The sequence below is a fragment of the Pantoea sp. K16 genome (assembly GCF_048452805.1).
Taxonomy (GTDB): domain Bacteria; phylum Pseudomonadota; class Gammaproteobacteria; order Enterobacterales; family Enterobacteriaceae; genus Pantoea; species Pantoea agglomerans.
This window is the reverse complement of the sequence record NZ_JBLWNV010000004.1, coordinates 112,365-129,569: the sequence shown is the minus strand read 5'-3', so window position 1 is coordinate 129,569 and position 17,205 is coordinate 112,365. Positions and strand designations below refer to the sequence as shown.

The 17,205-nt window shown below is 52.8% G+C and carries 16 protein-coding genes and 2 tRNA genes; 17 read left to right on the top strand and 1 reads right to left on the bottom strand.

Features of this window, described 5'->3' with window-relative positions:
- Positions 1-121 precede the first annotated feature (121 nt).
- Positions 122-598: a transcription elongation factor GreA gene (gene greA / locus ACK13D_RS06740; RefSeq protein ID WP_010251811.1), complete on the top strand. Its 477-nt coding sequence runs from the start codon at positions 122-124 to the stop codon at positions 596-598.
- 106 nt (positions 599-704) lie between these two features.
- Here the strand turns inward: greA and yhbY are convergent, their stop codons facing one another.
- Entirely contained in the window at positions 705-998 is a 294-nt protein-coding gene (yhbY, locus tag ACK13D_RS06735; protein WP_010251809.1) for a ribosome assembly RNA-binding protein YhbY, read from the bottom strand.
- A gap of 127 nt (positions 999-1,125) precedes the next feature.
- On the opposite strand from yhbY, the gene rlmE reads away from it, so the two are divergent.
- From rlmE to yrbN, 16 genes are all read left to right on the top strand, one after another.
- Complete coding sequence (rlmE, locus tag ACK13D_RS06730) at positions 1,126-1,755, top strand: 23S rRNA (uridine(2552)-2'-O)-methyltransferase RlmE (RefSeq protein WP_010251807.1); 630 nt, start codon at positions 1,126-1,128, stop codon at positions 1,753-1,755.
- Between the two features lie 113 nt (positions 1,756-1,868).
- Positions 1,869-3,794, top strand: a complete 1,926-nt coding sequence (ftsH, locus tag ACK13D_RS06725) for an ATP-dependent zinc metalloprotease FtsH (RefSeq protein WP_010251805.1) — start codon at positions 1,869-1,871, stop codon at positions 3,792-3,794.
- Between the two features lie 79 nt (positions 3,795-3,873).
- Complete coding sequence (gene folP, locus ACK13D_RS06720) at positions 3,874-4,713, top strand: dihydropteroate synthase (protein WP_010671999.1); 840 nt, start codon at positions 3,874-3,876, stop codon at positions 4,711-4,713.
- Positions 4,710-6,044: a phosphoglucosamine mutase gene (gene glmM, locus ACK13D_RS06715; protein WP_010251799.1), complete on the top strand. Its 1,335-nt coding sequence runs from the start codon at positions 4,710-4,712 to the stop codon at positions 6,042-6,044. The genes folP and glmM overlap by 4 nt, the downstream gene beginning before the upstream one ends.
- 216 nt (positions 6,045-6,260) lie before the next feature.
- Positions 6,261-6,599, top strand: coding sequence for a preprotein translocase subunit SecG (gene secG, locus ACK13D_RS06710; protein ID WP_010251798.1), 339 nt, complete (start codon positions 6,261-6,263; stop codon positions 6,597-6,599).
- A gap of 37 nt (positions 6,600-6,636) precedes the next feature.
- A tRNA-Leu gene (locus ACK13D_RS06705) sits at positions 6,637-6,723 on the top strand.
- A gap of 59 nt (positions 6,724-6,782) precedes the next feature.
- A tRNA-Met gene (locus ACK13D_RS06700) sits at positions 6,783-6,859 on the top strand.
- 212 nt (positions 6,860-7,071) lie between these two features.
- Positions 7,072-7,524: a ribosome maturation factor RimP gene (rimP, locus tag ACK13D_RS06695; RefSeq protein ID WP_010251795.1), complete on the top strand. Its 453-nt coding sequence runs from the start codon at positions 7,072-7,074 to the stop codon at positions 7,522-7,524.
- A gap of 24 nt (positions 7,525-7,548) precedes the next feature.
- A complete protein-coding gene (gene nusA, locus ACK13D_RS06690) occupies positions 7,549-9,036 on the top strand; it encodes a transcription termination factor NusA (protein ID WP_010251792.1) in 1,488 nt (495 codons plus the stop codon).
- 17 nt (positions 9,037-9,053) lie between these two features.
- On the top strand, positions 9,054-11,747 hold the full coding sequence (gene infB, locus ACK13D_RS06685) for a translation initiation factor IF-2 (protein WP_010251789.1): 2,694 nt from the start codon (positions 9,054-9,056) through the stop codon (positions 11,745-11,747).
- A gap of 65 nt (positions 11,748-11,812) precedes the next feature.
- The gene (rbfA, locus tag ACK13D_RS06680) at positions 11,813-12,220 is read left to right on the top strand and encodes a 30S ribosome-binding factor RbfA (protein WP_010251785.1); all 408 of its coding nucleotides are present in this window, start codon (positions 11,813-11,815) and stop codon (positions 12,218-12,220) included.
- The gene (gene truB, locus ACK13D_RS06675) at positions 12,220-13,164 is read left to right on the top strand and encodes a tRNA pseudouridine(55) synthase TruB (RefSeq protein ID WP_010671805.1); all 945 of its coding nucleotides are present in this window, start codon (positions 12,220-12,222) and stop codon (positions 13,162-13,164) included. Before rbfA ends, truB begins: the two co-directional genes overlap by 1 nt.
- 131 nt (positions 13,165-13,295) lie before the next feature.
- The gene (rpsO, locus tag ACK13D_RS06670) at positions 13,296-13,565 is read left to right on the top strand and encodes a 30S ribosomal protein S15 (RefSeq protein WP_003851063.1); all 270 of its coding nucleotides are present in this window, start codon (positions 13,296-13,298) and stop codon (positions 13,563-13,565) included.
- A 310-nt stretch (positions 13,566-13,875) separates the two neighbouring features.
- Entirely contained in the window at positions 13,876-16,014 is a 2,139-nt protein-coding gene (pnp, locus tag ACK13D_RS06665; RefSeq protein WP_010251767.1) for a polyribonucleotide nucleotidyltransferase, read from the top strand.
- A 129-nt stretch (positions 16,015-16,143) separates the two neighbouring features.
- Positions 16,144-17,028 (top strand): lipoprotein NlpI, encoded by an 885-nt coding sequence (nlpI, locus tag ACK13D_RS06660; RefSeq protein ID WP_010251765.1) that lies wholly within the window; start codon positions 16,144-16,146, stop codon positions 17,026-17,028.
- 105 nt (positions 17,029-17,133) lie between these two features.
- Positions 17,134-17,190 carry a protein YrbN gene (gene yrbN / locus ACK13D_RS06655; RefSeq protein ID WP_098053093.1) on the top strand — a complete coding sequence of 19 codons (57 nt, stop codon included), beginning with the start codon at positions 17,134-17,136 and terminating at the stop codon, positions 17,188-17,190.
- Positions 17,191-17,205 lie beyond the last annotated feature (15 nt).

Below are 17,205 nucleotides of genomic sequence, written 5' to 3'. Positions count from 1 at the left end.
AGCATCTCCGGGTCAGGATTCTTTTATTTGCAAAAACGGGCTAATGCGCCGCAGAACGCTTTTTTCTGCAGTCACCGGTCAGGATGACATCGTTAAACAGGAAAGATGGCGAGGAGCTTAAATGAATCAGATTCCGATGACGTTAAGAGGCGCTGAAAGATTGCGCGAAGAGCTGAACGAGCTGAAAACCGTGAAGCGCCCGCGCATTATCGCCTCTATCGCTGATGCACGCGAACATGGCGATTTAAAAGAGAACGCGGAATATCACGCTGCGCGTGAAGAGCAGGGTTTTTGCGAAGGTCGTATTCAGGAGATTGAAGCCAAACTCTCCAATGCGCAGGTTATCGACGTCACTCAGATGCCGAAAACCGGACGCGTGATTTTCGGTGCAACCGTCACCGTGCTGAACGTCGAAACCGACGAAGAAGCCACGTATCGCATTGTGGGCGATGACGAAGCGGACTTTAAGCAAAATCTGATTTCGGTCAATTCGCCGATGGCGCGTGGCCTTGTGGGTAAAGAGGCCGATGACGTGGCTATCGTGAAAACCCCGGGCGGCGACGTTGAGTATGAAATCCTGAAGGTGGAATACCTTTAAGATGTTGCTACGCTTTGAAAAGCGTTAAAGCACAATGTAAAGAAAGGAAAAAGGCCGCATTGCGGCCTTTTATCTGAGGTAAGAGCATGTCACTTTCTTTGCCCACTTAGCGTGGCAGAGAAATTTTGCTCTCTTTAGAGGGGCGATACAGCACCAGCGTTTTGCCGATCACCTGTACGTTGCTGGCACCGGTCTCACGCACGATAGCCTCAACGATCAGCTGTTTCGTTTCACGATCTTCCGAGGCAATTTTTACCTTGATCAGTTCGTGATGCGACAGAGCCTGCTCGATTTCGGCCAGCACGCCTTCAGTCAGGCCATTGCCACCCAGCATAACCACTGGCTTGAGCGGATGGGCGAGGCCCTTGAGGTGCTGTTTTTGTTTGGTACTTAGATTCATCGTAGTTTTTTACTTACTCAGGGATTGAAAACGGTTCATTCTACCGCCATCTCGGGTATATCACCAAATCGACGCAACCCATTGCGTGCAGGTTTATCGCTACGATGACGATTTAGTTGGAAATATTATGACGGGTAAAAAGCGTTCGGCCAGCTCCGGCCGCTGGCTTCAGGAACACTTTAGCGATAAATATGTGCTCCAGGCGCATAAAAAAGGGTTGCGTTCGCGCGCCTGGTTTAAACTTGATGAAATACAACAGGGTGACAAGCTTTTCAAACCCGGCATGACCGTGGTAGATCTGGGTGCTGCACCCGGAGGCTGGTCGCAATATGTGGTACAGCAAATTGGGAACAAAGGGCGAGTCATTGCCTGTGATATCCTGCCAATGGATCCGATAGTCGGTGTCGATTTCCTTCAGGGCGATTTTCGTGAAGAATCGGTGGTCAATGCGCTGCTTGAACGCGTTGGCGATCAAAAAGTTCAGGTTGTCATGTCCGATATGGCGCCGAATATGAGTGGTACACCTGCCGTAGATATTCCCCGGTCGATGTATTTAGTCGAGCTGGCGCTGGAGATGTGTCGGGATATCCTGGCACCTGGCGGCAGTTTTGTAGTGAAAGTGTTTCAGGGAGATGGCTTCGATGAATACCTGCGGGAAATTCGCTCCCTGTTTACGAAAGTGAAAATTCGTAAGCCGGACGCTTCACGTTCACGTTCACGTGAAGTGTATATTGTGGCGACTGGGCGCAAACTATAACCAAATTGCTGGAGAAGTCCGCAGTTTTGCTGCGATTCCATGTATGCGGGATCTATAGTACCCTACGCTATCTGTTAACACCGTTGTAATATGAGGTTAATCCCTTGAGTGACATGGCGAAAAACCTGATTCTCTGGTTAGTCATCGCGGTCGTGCTGATGTCAGTATTCCAGAGCTTTGGGCCCAGCGAGTCGAATGGCCGTCGGGTTGATTATTCAACCTTCCTGTCGGAAGTGAACCAGGATCAGGTCCGCGAGGCACGTATTAACGGGCGTGAAATTAACGTCGTTAAAAAAGACAGCAATAAATACACGACCTACATTCCTGTCAACGATCCCAAGTTGCTCGATAACCTCTTGACCAAAAACGTCAAAGTGGTTGGCGAACCGCCGGAAGAACCAAGCCTGCTGGCTTCAATCTTCATTTCGTGGTTCCCGATGTTGCTGCTGATCGGTGTGTGGATCTTCTTTATGCGTCAGATGCAGGGCGGCGGCGGTAAGGGCGCGATGTCCTTCGGCAAGAGCAAAGCCCGCATGTTGACGGAAGACCAGATTAAAACCACTTTCGCCGACGTAGCAGGTTGTGACGAAGCGAAAGATGAAGTTGCTGAGCTGGTGGAATATCTGCGTGAGCCAAGCCGTTTCCAGAAGCTGGGCGGTAAGATTCCAAAAGGCGTTCTGATGGTGGGGCCACCGGGTACCGGTAAAACCTTGCTGGCAAAAGCGATTGCCGGCGAAGCGAAGGTGCCTTTCTTTACCATCTCCGGTTCTGACTTTGTGGAAATGTTTGTCGGTGTCGGTGCATCCCGTGTGCGTGACATGTTCGAACAGGCCAAAAAAGCGGCTCCGTGCATCATCTTTATCGATGAGATCGACGCAGTCGGTCGTCAGCGTGGCGCCGGTTTAGGCGGTGGACATGACGAACGTGAGCAGACGCTGAACCAGATGCTGGTTGAGATGGATGGTTTCGAAGGTAACGAAGGTATTATTGTTATCGCCGCAACTAACCGTCCTGACGTACTGGACCCTGCGCTGCTGCGTCCAGGACGCTTTGACCGTCAGGTTGTTGTTGGCCTGCCAGATGTTCGCGGTCGTGAGCAGATCCTGAAAGTGCATATGCGTCGTGTGCCGCTGGCAACTGATGTTGATGCAGCGATCATTGCACGTGGTACGCCAGGCTTCTCGGGTGCCGATCTGGCCAACCTTGTTAACGAAGCAGCGCTGTTCGCGGCCCGTTCAAACAAGCGTGTGGTTTCGATGGTAGAGTTCGAGAAAGCGAAAGACAAAATCATGATGGGTGCGGAACGTCGCTCCATGGTGATGACGGAATCGCAGAAAGAGTCAACTGCCTACCACGAAGCAGGCCACGCCATTATTGGTCGCCTGGTGCCAGAGCATGACCCGGTTCATAAAGTAACGATTATCCCGCGCGGTCGCGCACTGGGTGTGACCTTCTTCCTGCCTGAAGGCGACGCGATCAGCGCCAGCCGTCAGAAACTGGAAAGCCAGATCTCAACGCTTTACGGCGGTCGTCTGGCAGAAGAGATCATCTACGGTGCAGAACGTGTTTCTACCGGTGCGTCCAACGATATTAAAGTTGCGACCAATCTGGCGCGTAACATGGTGACGCAGTGGGGCTTCTCTGAAAAACTGGGTCCGTTGCTCTATGCAGAAGAAGAGGGTGAAGTGTTCCTCGGACGTTCTGTCGCGAAAGCGAAACATATGTCTGATGAAACGGCCCGCATCATCGACCAGGAAGTTAAGCACCTGATCGACAGCAACTACCAGCGTGCTCGTCAGATTCTGGGTGAGAACATGGACATCCTTCACGCGATGAAAGACGCGCTGATGAAGTATGAAACCATTGATGCACCGCAGATCGACGACCTGATGGCGCGCCGCGAAGTGCGTCCGCCAGCGGGCTGGGAAGATCCAGGCAGCAACTCAGACAGCAACGGTACGCCAAAGGCGCCACGCCCGGTTGATGAACCGCGTACGCCAAACCCAGGCAATACCATGTCAGAGCAGTACAACAAATAAGACGCAACATCGTCAGACAAAACCCCGGCTGGTCCGGGGTTTTTTACATCCAGATATTGATCAGCAAGGAGTTTCCGCCATGAAGTTGTTCGCCCGTGATTCCCATCTCGATTTATCTTTTCCACATGTGATGGGCATTCTTAACGTCACGCCGGACTCCTTTTCAGATGGTGGAAAGCATAACGCGCTGGTTGATGCGCTGACGCATACCAATGAGATGGTCAATGCAGGCGCAACCATCATCGATGTGGGTGGGGAATCAACCCGTCCTGGCGCGGATGAAGTGAGTGTGGAGGAGGAGCTGGAGCGGGTGATTCCGGTCATCGATGCCATTGCCCAGCGTTTCGAAGTCTGGATTTCAGTGGACACCTCTAAAGCCGATGTCATCCGGGAAGCCGCGCGAGTGGGTGCTCACATCATTAACGACGTGCGTTCACTTTCCGAACCCGGAGCACTGGAAGCCGCCGCGTCGACCGGGCTGCCCGTCTGTTTAATGCATATGCAGGGCGAACCGCGCACCATGCAGCAGGCACCGGTTTACGAAAATATTTTAAGCGAAGTGGACACTTACTTCGCTCAGCAGATAGCGCGCTGCGAAGCAGCGGGCATTAAAAAAGAGCGTCTGATACTCGACCCGGGCTTCGGTTTCGGTAAAAATCTCAGCCACAATTATGAACTGCTGGCTCATCTTGGCGATTTTCACCACTTCGGCCTGCCGCTGTTAGTGGGGATGTCGCGTAAATCGATGATTGGCCAGCTGTTAAACGTCGGCCCGTCACAGCGTTTAACCGGCAGCCTGAGTTGCGCGGTGATTGCTGCTATGCAGGGCGCGCAGATTATTCGCGCCCATGATGTAAAAGAGACGGCTGAAGCGATGCGCGTGGTCGAAGCGACCCGAAGAGCAAAAGGAGTATCATGAGTAATCGTAAATATTTCGGTACAGACGGCATTCGTGGCAAAGTCGGTGAAGCACCCATCACCCCCGATTTCGTCCTGAAGCTGGGCTGGGCCGCAGGTAAAGTGCTGGCGCGCCACGGTTCAAAGAAGATCATCATCGGTAAAGATACCCGTATCTCTGGTTATATGCTGGAGTCCGCGCTGGAAGCCGGTCTCGCTGCAGCAGGCCTGACGGCCGCCTTTACCGGCCCGATGCCGACACCAGCCATCGCCTATCTGACCCGTACCTTCCGCGCAGAGGCGGGCATTGTGATTTCAGCGTCACATAACCCCTTTGACGACAACGGGATTAAATTCTTCTCGTCCGAGGGCACCAAACTGCCCGACGATGTTGAAGAGGCGATTGAGCTGGAGATGGAAAAGCCGATTACCTGCGTTGAATCAGCGCAGTTAGGTCGTGCCAGCCGTATTGTGGATGCAGCAGGGCGTTACATTGAGTTCTGCAAAGGGACGTTCCCCAGCGAACTGAATCTGAATGGCCTGAAAATTGTGGTCGACTGCGCCAATGGTGCCACTTACCACATTGCGCCGAATGTATTGCGTGAACTGGGCGCGACGGTGATTGCTATCGGTGTCCAGCCAGACGGCATGAATATCAACAAAGAGTGCGGTGCCACCGATCTCAAACTGCTGCAGCAGCGCGTGCTGGCGGAGAAGGCCGATATCGGCCTGGCCTACGACGGTGACGGCGATCGCATCATGATGATTGACCATCTGGGTGACAAAGTTGATGGCGACCAGATTCTTTACATCATTGCGCGTGAAGCCCTGCGTCAGGGACAGCTTCGTGGCGGCGTGGTGGGTACGCTGATGAGTAACATGGGGCTGGAGTTAGCGCTGAAACAGCTTGGCATTCCGTTTACCCGTGCCAAAGTCGGTGACCGTTATGTACTGGAGAAGATGCAGGAGAAGGGCTGGCGTCTCGGTGCAGAGAACTCCGGTCATGTGATCCTGCTGGATAAAACCACAACCGGTGACGGTATCGTTGCAAGTTTGCAAGTGCTCACTGCGATGGTGCGTAACCATATGAGCCTGCACGATCTCTGTAGTGGCATGAAAATGCTGCCGCAGGTTCTGGTTAACGTACGCTTTGCGGGCGAACATGATCCGCTTCAGAGTGACGCGGTGAAAGCTGTCACGGCCGAAGTGGAAAAAGCGCTGGCGGGTCGCGGACGCGTTCTGCTGCGTAAATCAGGTACTGAGCCATTGATTCGTGTCATGGTCGAAGGCGAAAATGAGGCGCAGGTCACCGAACTGGCGAATCGCATCGCCGACCAGGTCAAGGCCGTTTAAAACCGTATCAGGCGGTCTGCAGGGTGCTGAACTGCCTGTAAAATCACCGGGATGGCGTTTTTTTCTGCAAACAGTAGGGGTAGTAAAAATTGCACTTGCAGAGATATGCGCCTTTGGTTAGTATTCACACCCGCTTCTGATGGGTGATGACGAGACTCCCCATCAATACTGGTTGAAGCTTTAACTGTACGATTACCGTGCAAGGAACAGGATGATATGTACCAAGCTCTTTTAGTAGTTTTCCTTATTGTAGCTATCGCCCTCGTGGGTATGATCATGCTGCAGCAAGGCAAAGGCGCTGATATGGGAGCCTCATTCGGTGCAGGCGCATCCGGTACGGTGTTTGGTTCTTCGGGTTCAGGTAACTTCATGACTCGTACGACCGGCATCTTAGCAGCGCTGTTTTTCATCATCAGCCTGGTTCTGGGTAATCTGAACAGCAATAAAGCGTCTAAAGGAAGCGAGTGGGAAAATCTTTCTGCGCCGGCGCAGTCTTCTCAACAGACTGAAAAGCCAGCTCAACCGGTAACGCCGGGCAGCGATATTCCTAAGTAAGGTCGTCAGCACAACGAATCGTTGTGGTCAGTGCAGTGCCGTGGTGGTGGAATTGGTAGACACGCTACCTTGAGGTGGTAGTGCCCGATTGGGCTTACGGGTTCAAGTCCCGTCCTCGGTACCAAATAGCAGTATCCCTTGCATTTTATGCAGGTCTGGCGTATTATTCGCCACGTTTTCGGACGCGGGGTGGAGCAGCCTGGTAGCTCGTCGGGCTCATAACCCGAAGGTCGTCGGTTCAAATCCGGCCCCCGCAACCAATTTTCCCTTTGAGTTCTTTTTCAAATATACTGTATGCATCGACGGACGCATTCACGGTTATTTTTTGAAAGAAAATTCTTTGGATGGAGTCCGGGCCGCATTGCGGCATACAGGGTCCAGTGATTAAAAGCCCCGAATATTCGGGGTTTTTTGTTATTAGCGAATCGTAATACTGGGCTATAGGCCCTTTTTTTATGTCTTGGGGGTGGGCTTGTCCACATTAGAGCAAAAATTGACAGAGTTGGTATCGGCTCCCGTAGAAGCGCTGGGTTACGAACTGGTTGGAATTGAATTCGTTCGTAGTCGCACATCTATCCTGCGCATCTATATTGATAGTGAAGATGGCATCAATGTCGATGATTGCGCCGATGTCAGCCACCAGGTAAGTGCGGTAATGGATGTTGAAGATCCCATTACCGTCCCTTACAACCTAGAAGTCTCTTCACCGGGACTCGATCGTCCTCTGTTCACTGCAGAACACTACACCCGCTTTATGGGTGAAGAAGTGAGTCTGGTGTTGCGTATGGCCGTGCAGAACCGCCGTAAATGGCAGGGAACCATTAAGTCAGTTGATGGCGAGATGATCACGGTGCACGTTGAGGGTAGCGATGAAGTGTTCGCACTGAGTAATATTCAGAAAGCGAACCTGGTCCCCCACTTTTAAAAGTCCGGATTGAGGCTAACCAGGATGAACAAAGAGATCTTAGCTGTTGTAGAAGCCGTTTCTAACGAAAAAGCCCTGCCGCGTGAGAAAATCTTCGAAGCGCTGGAGAGCGCGCTGGCGACTGCGACCAAGAAAAAGTACGAGCAGGAAATTGAGGTACGCGTCAGCATTGATCGCCGCAGTGGCGATTTCGATACTTTCCGCCGCTGGGAAATCGTAGAAGAGGTGACACAGCCGACGCGCGAGATCACGCTGGATGCGGCCCGCTTCGAAGATGAAGCATTCAATCTGGGCGAATATGTCGAAGATCAGATTGAATCGGTCACCTTTGACCGTATCACCACCCAGACCGCTAAGCAGGTTATCGTGCAAAAAGTGCGCGAAGCTGAGCGCGCAATGGTGGTTGATCAGTTCCGTGAGCAGGAAGGCGAAATTATCACGGGCGTGGTGAAGAAAGTTAACCGCGACAACATCTCCCTCGACTTAGGCAGCAATGCCGAAGCGGTGATTCTGCGCGAAGATATGCTGCCGCGTGAAAACTTCCGTCCAGGCGACCGTATTCGTGGCGTACTCTACTCTGTACGTCCGGAAGCGCGTGGCGCGCAACTGTTCGTGACGCGTTCTAAACCAGAAATGCTGATTGAACTGTTCCGCATCGAGGTGCCAGAAATTGGCGAAGAACTGATTGAAATTAAAGCCGCTGCTCGTGATCCGGGTTCGCGCGCTAAAATTGCAGTCAAAACCAACGACAAACGTATTGATCCGGTGGGTGCCTGTGTGGGCATGCGCGGCGCGCGTGTTCAGGCAGTTTCCAGTGAACTGGGCGGCGAGCGTATCGATATCGTGCTGTGGGACGATAACCCGGCGCAGTTTGTTATTAACGCCATGGCTCCGGCCGATGTGGCGTCAATCGTGGTTGATGAAGATAACCACACCATGGATATCGCCGTAGAAGCTGGCAATCTGGCTCAGGCGATCGGCCGTAACGGCCAAAACGTGCGTCTCGCTTCACAGCTGAGTGGCTGGGAGCTGAACGTGATGACCGTCGATGATCTGCAGGCTAAGCATCAGGCTGAAGCACATGCAGCGATCGATATGTTCACTAAACATCTCGACATCGACGAAGAGTTCGCCACCGTACTGGTGGAAGAGGGCTTCTCCTCGCTGGAAGAGCTGGCATACGTGCCAATCAACGAGCTGCTGGAAGTCGACGGCCTCGACGAAGAGACCATTGAAGCCCTGCGTGAACGAGCAAAAAATGCGTTAACCACCCTGGCACTGGCGAAAGAAGAGAGTCTTGGAAATCAGGAGCCCGCTGAGGATCTTCTGAATCTTGAAGGCCTCGATCGTGCGCTGGCGTTCCGCCTGGCGTCGAAAGGCGTTTGCACGCTGGAAGATCTCGCTGAGCAAGGTGTTGACGATCTGACGGATATTGAAGGCATGTCTGATGAACAAGCCGGCGCGCTGATTATGGCCGCACGTAATATCTGCTGGTTCGGCGATGACGCGTAATAACAGGAAGGAACAGCATGACAGATGTAACCGTAAAATCGCTGGCCGCAGAAATTCAGACTCCGGTCGATCGCCTGGTACAGCAATTTGCTGATGCGGGGATCCCTAAGTCTGAAAATGACGCGGTGACCCAGCAAGAGAAAGAAACCTTACTATCTCATCTGAACCGTGAACACGGTCAGGTCGGTTCAGCTAAGCTGACGCTGCAGCGTAAAACGCGCAGCACCTTGAATATTCCAGGCACCGGGGGTAAAAGTAAGTCGGTGCAAATTGAAGTCCGCAAAAAGCGTACCTATGTGAAGGGTGATGCAGAGGCTGAGCAAGCTCAGGCAGAAGCTGAAGCCGAGGCGCAGCGTGAAGCGGAAGAGCAGGCGCAACGCGAGGCTGAAGAAAAAGCCCGTCGCGAAGCTGAACAGAAAGCGCAACGTGAAGCCGAAGATAAAGCCAGGCGCGAAGCCGCTGACAAGGCCAAACGTGCAGCAGCGGAAAATGAAAAAGTGACAAATCAACCTACCGACGAAGTGACCAGGGCTGCGCAATCAGACAAAGCCCGTCGCGAAGCTGAAGCTGCCGAACTGAAGCGTAAAGCTGAAGAAGAAGCCCGCCGTAAGCTTGAAGAGGCTGCCCGCCTCGTAGCAGAAGAAGCCCGCCGTCTGGCTGAAGAGAAATCAGCTGAATGGGAAAAACCGGAAGAAGAGGATAAAGGCGACTATCACGTCACCACTTCGACCCATGCCCGTCAGGCGGAAGACGAAAACGACCGTCAGGTTGAAGCAGGTCGTGCGCGTGCGCGTACTACGGCTAAAGCTGCGCGTCCGGCGAAAAAAGGCAACAAACACTCTGAAGCCAAAACTGACCGTGAAGAAGCGCGTGCGCAGGTTCGTGGTGGTAAAGGCGGCAAGCATCGCAAACCTAGCGCACTGCAGCAGGGCTTCAACAAGCCAGCGCAGGCCGTTAACCGCGATGTTGTGATTGGCGAAACTATCACCGTAGCCGAACTGGCTAACAAAATGGCGGTGAAAGGTTCTCTGGTCATTAAAGCGATGATGAGAATGGGCGCCATGGCGACCATCAACCAGGTCATCGACCAGGAAACTGCACAGCTCGTTGCCGAAGAGATGGGCCACAAAGTGACCCTGCGTCGTGAGAACGAGCTGGAAGAAGCGGTAATGGACGATCGTGATACTGATGCTGCGCAGGAGTCTCGTGCTCCGGTTGTCACCATCATGGGCCACGTCGACCACGGTAAAACGTCCCTGCTGGACTATATTCGTTCCACTAAAATCGCCTCTGGCGAAGCGGGCGGTATTACTCAGCACATCGGTGCTTACCACGTTGAAACCGACAACGGTATGGTTACCTTCCTGGATACCCCGGGCCACGCCGCGTTTACCGCGATGCGTGCACGTGGTGCGCAGGCGACCGATATCGTTATCCTGGTGGTTGCAGCAGACGATGGCGTGATGCCACAGACTGTCGAAGCTATTCAGCACGCCAAAGCCGCTAAAGTGCCGGTTGTGGTTGCAGTGAACAAGTGCGATAAGCCAGAAGCGGATCCGGATCGTGTTAAAAACGAACTGACTCAGTACGGTATCATTCCGGAAGAGTGGGGCGGCGAAAACATGTTCGTTAATGTCTCTGCGAAAGCGGGTACCGGCATTGATGACCTGTTAAACGCTATCCTGCTGCAGGCGGAAGTGCTGGAACTGACCGCTATCCGTGAAGGTATGGCGAGCGGCGTGGTGATCGAATCGTTCCTCGACAAAGGTCGTGGTCCGGTTGCCACCGTGCTGGTACGTGAAGGTACGCTGAACAAAGGCGACATCGTTCTTTGTGGTTTCGAATATGGCCGCGTTCGTGCAATGCGTGACGAACTGGGTCGCGAAGTCATGGAAGCGGGTCCATCTATCCCGGTTGAGATTCTGGGCCTGTCCGGCGTGCCGGCTGCGGGTGATGAAGCGACCGTGGTACGTGACGAGAAGAAAGCACGTGAAGTTGCGCTCTATCGTCAGGGCAAATTCCGCGAAGTTAAACTGGCTCGCCAGCAGAAATCTAAGCTCGAGAACATGTTTGCTAACATGACCGAAGGCGAAGTGTCTGAACTGAACATCGTTCTGAAAGCGGACGTTCAGGGTTCTGTGGAAGCAATCTCCGACTCCCTGCAGAAACTCTCCACCGACGAAGTGAAGGTGAAGATTGTGGGTTCAGGCGTGGGCGGGATTACCGAAACCGATGCGACCCTGGCTGCTGCCTCTAACGCCATCCTCCTTGGCTTCAACGTTCGTGCCGATGCCTCTGCGCGTCGCGTCATTGACGCAGAAAGCCTGGATCTGCGCTACTACTCTGTCATCTATAACCTGATTGACGAAGTTAAAGCGGCGATGAGCGGCATGCTGGCACCAGAGTATAAACAGCAGATCATCGGTCTGGCTGCGGTGCGCGATGTGTTCAAATCACCGAAGTTTGGCGCGATTGCCGGTTGTATGGTGACGGAAGGTAACATCAAGCGTCACAATCCAATCCGTGTCCTGCGCGACAACGTGGTAATTTACGAAGGCGAGCTGGAATCTCTGCGTCGCTTTAAAGATGACGTCAACGAAGTGCGTAACGGCATGGAGTGCGGTATCGGCGTGAAGAACTACAACGACGTTCGCGTTGGCGATATGATCGAAGTGTTTGAAATCATCGAAATTAAACGCACCATCGAGTAATAGACTGCTGATGTGTTGCAATTTGGGAGGCCTCTGGCCTCCCGAATTATTTGGGAGAAATAATGATGGCGAAAGAATTTGGTCGCCCGCAGCGCGTTTCACAAGAGCTGCAAAAAGAGATTGCGATGATCCTGCAGCGTGAGATCAAAGATCCACGTCTTGGCATGATGGTCACCGTATCAGGCGTTGAAGTCTCACGCGATCTCGCTTACGCAAAAGTGTTCGTGACTTTCCTTAACGACAAAGATGAAGAAGCGATTAAACATGGCCTGAAAGCGCTGAAAGAAGCGTCAGGTTATATCCGCATTCTGCTGGGCAAAGCGATGCGTCTGCGTATCGTGCCTGAGCTGACTTTCTTCTACGACAACTCGTTAGTCGAAGGGATGCGTATGTCCAATCTCGTCACCAGCGTCGTGAAGAACGATACTGAACGCCGTGGTCCGGACGCCACTGGCGATGACGAGGAGGCGTAATGAGTCGTCCGCGTCGTCGCGGTCGCGACGTCCATGGCGTGTTGTTGCTGGATAAGCCACAAGGCGTCTCGTCGAATGATGTCCTGCAGAAAGTGAAACGTATCTTTAACGCGAATCGCGCAGGACATACCGGCGCGCTGGATCCTCTGGCTACCGGCATGTTGCCGATCTGCCTGGGTGAAGCGACTAAGTTTTCGCAGTATCTGCTCGATTCCGACAAACGCTATCGCGTGATTGCCCGACTGGGCGAGCGGACCGACACGTCAGACGCCGATGGCAACATCGTGCAGACGCGTCCGGTCAGCTTCACTCAGGCCGATCTGGACAGTGCTCTGGAGAGCTTCCGCGGCGAAACGCTGCAGGTGCCTTCAATGTTTTCGGCACTGAAGCATCAGGGACGCCCGCTGTATGAATATGCGCGTCAGGGCATTGAGATTGCGCGTGAACCGCGTCCGATCACTGTCTATGAACTGCAATTTATTCGCTGGCAGGATAACGAGCTGGAGCTGGAAATTCACTGCTCCAAAGGCACCTATATCCGCACCATCATCGATGACCTGGGCGAAAAGCTGGGATGCGGTGCGCACGTGATTATGCTGCGTCGCGTTCAGGTTGCCCGTTATCCGTATGAAAGGATGGTGACGCTGGAACAGCTCAACACCCTGCTGACGGAAGCCACAGAAGCCGGCATTCCACTGGAAACGCAGCTCGATCCGCTGTTGTTGCCAATGGACAGCCCCGCCTCTGATTTCCCTGAAGTGAATATCCCGCCTGCCGTGGCAGATTTCTTCCGCCAGGGACAGCCGGTACAGGCCAGCAATGCGCCTGCCCAGGGGCTGGTAAGGGTATCGGAAGGCGAAGCGCGTAAGTTTATCGGTATGGCAGAAATTGCCGACGATGGCCGGCTTGCGCCACGTCGTTTAGTGGTTGAGTATCAGGATTGAGCCAGGCGTTCACTTTTCGCTGATGGGGCATTTGCGTTGCTATCGGGCGCAGAGTAGAATAGCGCGGCTTTAAAGCGGGATGCTGAATTAGAGATCGGCACCCATACATTCATTTATTACTGGAGTTTATTATGTCTCTAAGCGTAGAAGCTAAAGCAGAGATCGTTGCTAAATATGGCCGTGGTGCTAACGACAGCGGTTCAACTGAAGTTCAGGTTGCCCTGTTGACCGCGCAGATTACCCATCTGCAGGGTCACTTCTCTGAGCACAAAAAAGACCACCACAGCCGCCGCGGTCTGCTGCGCATGGTATCTCAGCGTCGTAAGCTGCTGGACTACCTGAAGCGTAAAGACGTTGCACGCTACAGCAGCCTGATCGAAAGTCTCGGTCTGCGTCGCTAAGTCTGAAGAATCTGATCGTCGGGGCATTATGCGGGCTTTTGCACTCTGTGCAGCTTACGATCAGATTTGTGCGAGTTTCGTGAAGAGGGGGCCTTTATGGCCCCTTTTTTCGAGCAATCGGCAGCAATCCGGACCAAACTGATGTATTGTTGCTTAGTGTGATCTTTAGTTTGCAGAATTTCGCGCGGCTAATGAGAGGCTTTACCGCAGGGGCGGTCGAGGGTTGTCATTAGTCGCGAGGATGCAACTGAAGATTGGTAATCAATGGCGGGCTACAGATAGCCATGCCCCGAAGTTAAGGACTTTGATTTTGCTGAATCCGATCGTACGCAAATTCCAATATGGTCAACATACCGTCACGCTGGAAACCGGCATGATGGCTCGCCAGGCGACAGCCGCTGTTATGGTGAGCATGGACGATACTGCAGTATTCGTCACTGTAGTAGGTCAGAAAAAATCTAAACCAGGTCAGGATTTCTTCCCACTGACCGTGAACTATCAGGAGCGTACTTACGCTGCTGGTCGTATCCCAGGCAGCTTCTTCCGTCGTGAAGGCCGTCCAAGCGAAGGCGAAACCCTGATTTCGCGTCTGATTGACCGCCCGATTCGTCCGCTGTTCCCGGAAGGTTTTGTTAACGAAGTTCAGGTTATCGCCACTGTTGTCTCTGTGAACCCACAGGTTCATCCGGACATCGTTGCCATGATCGGTGCTTCTGCTGCACTGGCGCTTTCTGGTCTGCCGTTCAATGGCCCAATTGGTTCTGCGCGTGTTGGTTACATCAACGATCAATATGTCCTGAACCCAACCGCAGATGAGCTGAAACAGTCTCGTCTGGATCTGGTGGTTGCCGGTACGCAGAATGCCGTTCTGATGGTTGAATCTGAAGCTGAGATCCTGTCAGAAGAGCAGATGCTGGGCGCCGTGGTCTTTGGCCATGACCAGCAGCAGATTGTTATCGAAAACATTAATGCTCTGGTTGCTGAAGCGGGCAAACCACGCTGGGACTGGCAGCCAGAAGCGGCCAATACCGCACTGATTTCTCGCGTTGCTGCCCTGGCAGAAGCACGCATCAGCGATGCTTACCGCATCACTGACAAGCAGGAGCGTTACACCCAGGTTGGCGTCATTAAAGACGAAACCATCGCTGCGCTGCTGGCTGAAGATGAAACGCTGGATGGTTCAGAAATCGGCGACATCGTGCATAGCCTTGAAAAAACCGTCGTTCGTACTCGCATCCTGAATGGCGAGCCACGCATCGATGGTCGTGAAAAAGATATGATCCGTGGTCTGGACGTGCGTACTGGCGTATTGCCACGTACACACGGTTCATCGCTGTTCACCCGTGGTGAGACGCAGGCACTGGTTACTGCAACGCTGGGTACGACCCGTGATGCGCAGAACCTTGATGAGCTGATGGGCGAACGTACCGACAGCTTCCTGTTCCATTACAACTTCCCTCCATACTCTGTCGGCGAAACCGGCATGGTAGGTTCGCCGAAGCGTCGTGAGATTGGTCACGGTCGTCTGGCGAAGCGCGGCGTGTTAGCGGTAATGCCTAAAGCGGAAGATTTCCCTTACACCATTCGTGTTGTTTCTGAAATCACCGAATCTAACGGCTCTTCTTCAATGGCCTCTGTCTGCGGTGCCTCACTGGCGCTGATGGATGCAGGTGTGCCAATCAAAGCCGCCGTTGCCGGTATCGCAATGGGTCTGGTGAAAGAAGATGAGAAGTTTGTTGTTCTGTCTGACATCCTGGGCGATGAAGATCACCTGGGCGACATGGACTTCAAAGTAGCCGGTAGCCGTGAAGGTATCACCGCGCTGCAGATGGACATCAAAATCGAAGGCATCACGCGTGAAATCATGCAGGAAGCGCTGAACCAGGCCCGTGGTGCACGTCTGCACATTCTGGGCGTTATGGAACAGGCTATCAGCACACCGCGTACTGAGATTTCTGAATTCGCACCACGCATTTACACCATCAAAATCAGCTCTGACAAGATCAAAGATGTGATCGGTAAAGGCGGCTCAGTGATTCGTGCACTGACCGAAGAGACCGGCACAACGATTGAAATTGAAGATGACGGCACCGTGAAAATCGCTGCGACTGATGGTCTGAAAGCGAAAGAAGCGATTCGTCGTATCGAAGAGATTACCGCAGAGATCGAAGTGGGCCGCGTTTACAGTGGTAAAGTGACCCGTATCGTTGACTTCGGCGCTTTCGTTGCAATCGGCGGCGGTAAAGAAGGTCTGGTTCACATTTCACAAATCGCTGATAAGCGCGTTGAGAAAGTGACCGACTATCTGCAGATGGGTCAGGAAGTACCGGTTAAGGTGATGGAAGTTGATCGCCAGGGCCGTGTACGTCTGAGCATCAAAGAAGCGACAGAATCTAAGCCGCAGGCTGAAGAAGCTGTCGCGGTGACCACGCCTGACGCTGCTGAATAAGTCGTTGCTGATTTGCCCCTCTCTGCCTGGCAGAGAGGGGCGTTTGTATCATCGCGAGGGCGGGAATCCTTGTGCACAGCAGGCGGATGACAGGATGGTTATCCCAATGTTTGTATTCGGGAGTGGGAAATGAAGCCTTTTCTGCGCTGGTGTTTTGTTGCGACAGCTTTGACGCTGGCAGGATGCAGCAACTCCAATTGGCGTAAGAACGAAGTTCTTGCAGTGCCTTTACAGCCCACACTGCAGCAGGAAGTGATACTGGCGCGCATGGAACAAATTCTTGCCAGTCGCGCTCTCACCGATGATGAACGCGCACAGCTGTTATATGAGCGCGGAGTGTTGTATGATAGTTTAGGTCTGCGGGCATTAGCGCGGAACGATTTTTCGCAAGCGCTGTCTATAAGACCAGATATGCCCGAAGTGTTTAACTACTTAGGCATATATTTAACGCAGGCGGGCAACTTTGATGCCGCCTATGAAGCGTTTGATTCTGTACTTGAGCTTGATCCAACTTACAACTATGCGCATTTAAACCGTGGTATCGCCCTCTATTACGGCGGTCGATACAAGTTAGCGCAAGATGATCTGCTGGCGTTTTATCAAGACGATCCTAACGATCCTTTCCGCAGTTTGTGGCTCTATCTCGTTGAACGTGAGATGGATGTCGACAAGGCAAAAGTCGCGCTTCAACAGCGTCACGACAAAGCGGTCAGAGATCAATGGGGATGGAATATTGTCGAGTTCTACCTTGGAGATATCAACGAGAAAACGTTGATGGAAAGTCTCAAGGCGGACGCAACGGATAACACCTCGCTCGCTGAACATCTCAGTGAAACCAACTTCTATTTAGGTAAGTACTACCTAAGTCTGGGGGAGAAGGACGACGCGAAAGCGTTGTTCAAACTGGCGGTGGCCAACAACGTCAATAACTTTGTTGAACACCGATACGCATTGTTGGAACTGGCGCAACTCGGCCAGGCACAAGACGATTTATCAGAATCTGACCAGCAATAGCTGACGAACTTAATTTGCCTGTAAAACCTGTTAAGTCATCATCTTAAAGGATGAAGGCTTTTCTGTTCGTCAAAACTTTTAATTTGAGCCGGTTCACACTTTTTGATGAAAATGACTGAAAGTTTTCACGACGAGTTATGTAGACTGGCCGCCGCAATCTAAGAGGCACGTGTACTA

What these genes read in the sequence shown, in the direction of transcription:
- greA (WP_010251811.1), top strand. Translation starts at nt 122, where the DNA reads ATGAATCAGATTCCGATGACGTTAAGAGGCGCTGAAAGATTGCGCGAA.
- yhbY (WP_010251809.1), bottom strand. Translation starts at nt 998, where the DNA reads ATGAATCTAAGTACCAAACAAAAACAGCACCTCAAGGGCCTCGCCCAT.
- rlmE (WP_010251807.1), top strand. Translation starts at nt 1,126, where the DNA reads ATGACGGGTAAAAAGCGTTCGGCCAGCTCCGGCCGCTGGCTTCAGGAA.
- ftsH (WP_010251805.1), top strand. Translation starts at nt 1,869, where the DNA reads ATGGCGAAAAACCTGATTCTCTGGTTAGTCATCGCGGTCGTGCTGATG.
- folP (WP_010671999.1), top strand. Translation starts at nt 3,874, where the DNA reads ATGAAGTTGTTCGCCCGTGATTCCCATCTCGATTTATCTTTTCCACAT.
- glmM (WP_010251799.1), top strand. Translation starts at nt 4,710, where the DNA reads ATGAGTAATCGTAAATATTTCGGTACAGACGGCATTCGTGGCAAAGTC.
- secG (WP_010251798.1), top strand. Translation starts at nt 6,261, where the DNA reads ATGTACCAAGCTCTTTTAGTAGTTTTCCTTATTGTAGCTATCGCCCTC.
- nusA (WP_010251792.1), top strand. Translation starts at nt 7,549, where the DNA reads ATGAACAAAGAGATCTTAGCTGTTGTAGAAGCCGTTTCTAACGAAAAA.
- infB (WP_010251789.1), top strand. Translation starts at nt 9,054, where the DNA reads ATGACAGATGTAACCGTAAAATCGCTGGCCGCAGAAATTCAGACTCCG.
- rbfA (WP_010251785.1), top strand. Translation starts at nt 11,813, where the DNA reads ATGGCGAAAGAATTTGGTCGCCCGCAGCGCGTTTCACAAGAGCTGCAA.
- truB (WP_010671805.1), top strand. Translation starts at nt 12,220, where the DNA reads ATGAGTCGTCCGCGTCGTCGCGGTCGCGACGTCCATGGCGTGTTGTTG.
- rpsO (WP_003851063.1), top strand. Translation starts at nt 13,296, where the DNA reads ATGTCTCTAAGCGTAGAAGCTAAAGCAGAGATCGTTGCTAAATATGGC.
- nlpI (WP_010251765.1), top strand. Translation starts at nt 16,144, where the DNA reads ATGAAGCCTTTTCTGCGCTGGTGTTTTGTTGCGACAGCTTTGACGCTG.